At 28.6% G+C, this 266-nt stretch carries 1 protein-coding gene; it reads left to right on the top strand.

Features of this window, described 5'->3' with window-relative positions; genetic code table 11:
- Positions 1-21: 21 nt before the first annotated feature.
- On the top strand, positions 22-266 hold a 245-nt coding region (locus tag AOA61_RS31025; RefSeq protein WP_143521293.1), incomplete at its 3' end, for a hypothetical protein.

Raw genomic sequence — 266 nt, 5'->3', positions numbered from 1 at the left:
ATTTCATATAGTGGCGAGCCCATGCTTTATCGTAGCTTATCCAACCATGGTTTTTCTTATAAAGATAATATATATTCTCTTGATTTAAATAAAAAAGCAGGTGGAAAATTAAAACTAATAAATTCATTAGAAGACAAAAAGATTAATTTTTCATTTCCACAGGAAGTATCAATGGAAGACTGCCAAAAAATTCACAATATAATAGTTGAAATTGCTAAATTAACAGATGGTATTGTAGATGGTAGTGATGCTACATTGGATATGAT

The sequence above is a fragment of the Pseudomonas sp. 2995-1 genome (assembly GCF_002742505.1).
GTDB lineage: Bacteria > Pseudomonadota > Gammaproteobacteria > Pseudomonadales > Pseudomonadaceae > Aquipseudomonas > Aquipseudomonas sivasensis.
The sequence above is the reverse complement of the archived record's forward strand: the minus strand, read 5'-3'. Positions and strand labels throughout refer to the sequence as shown.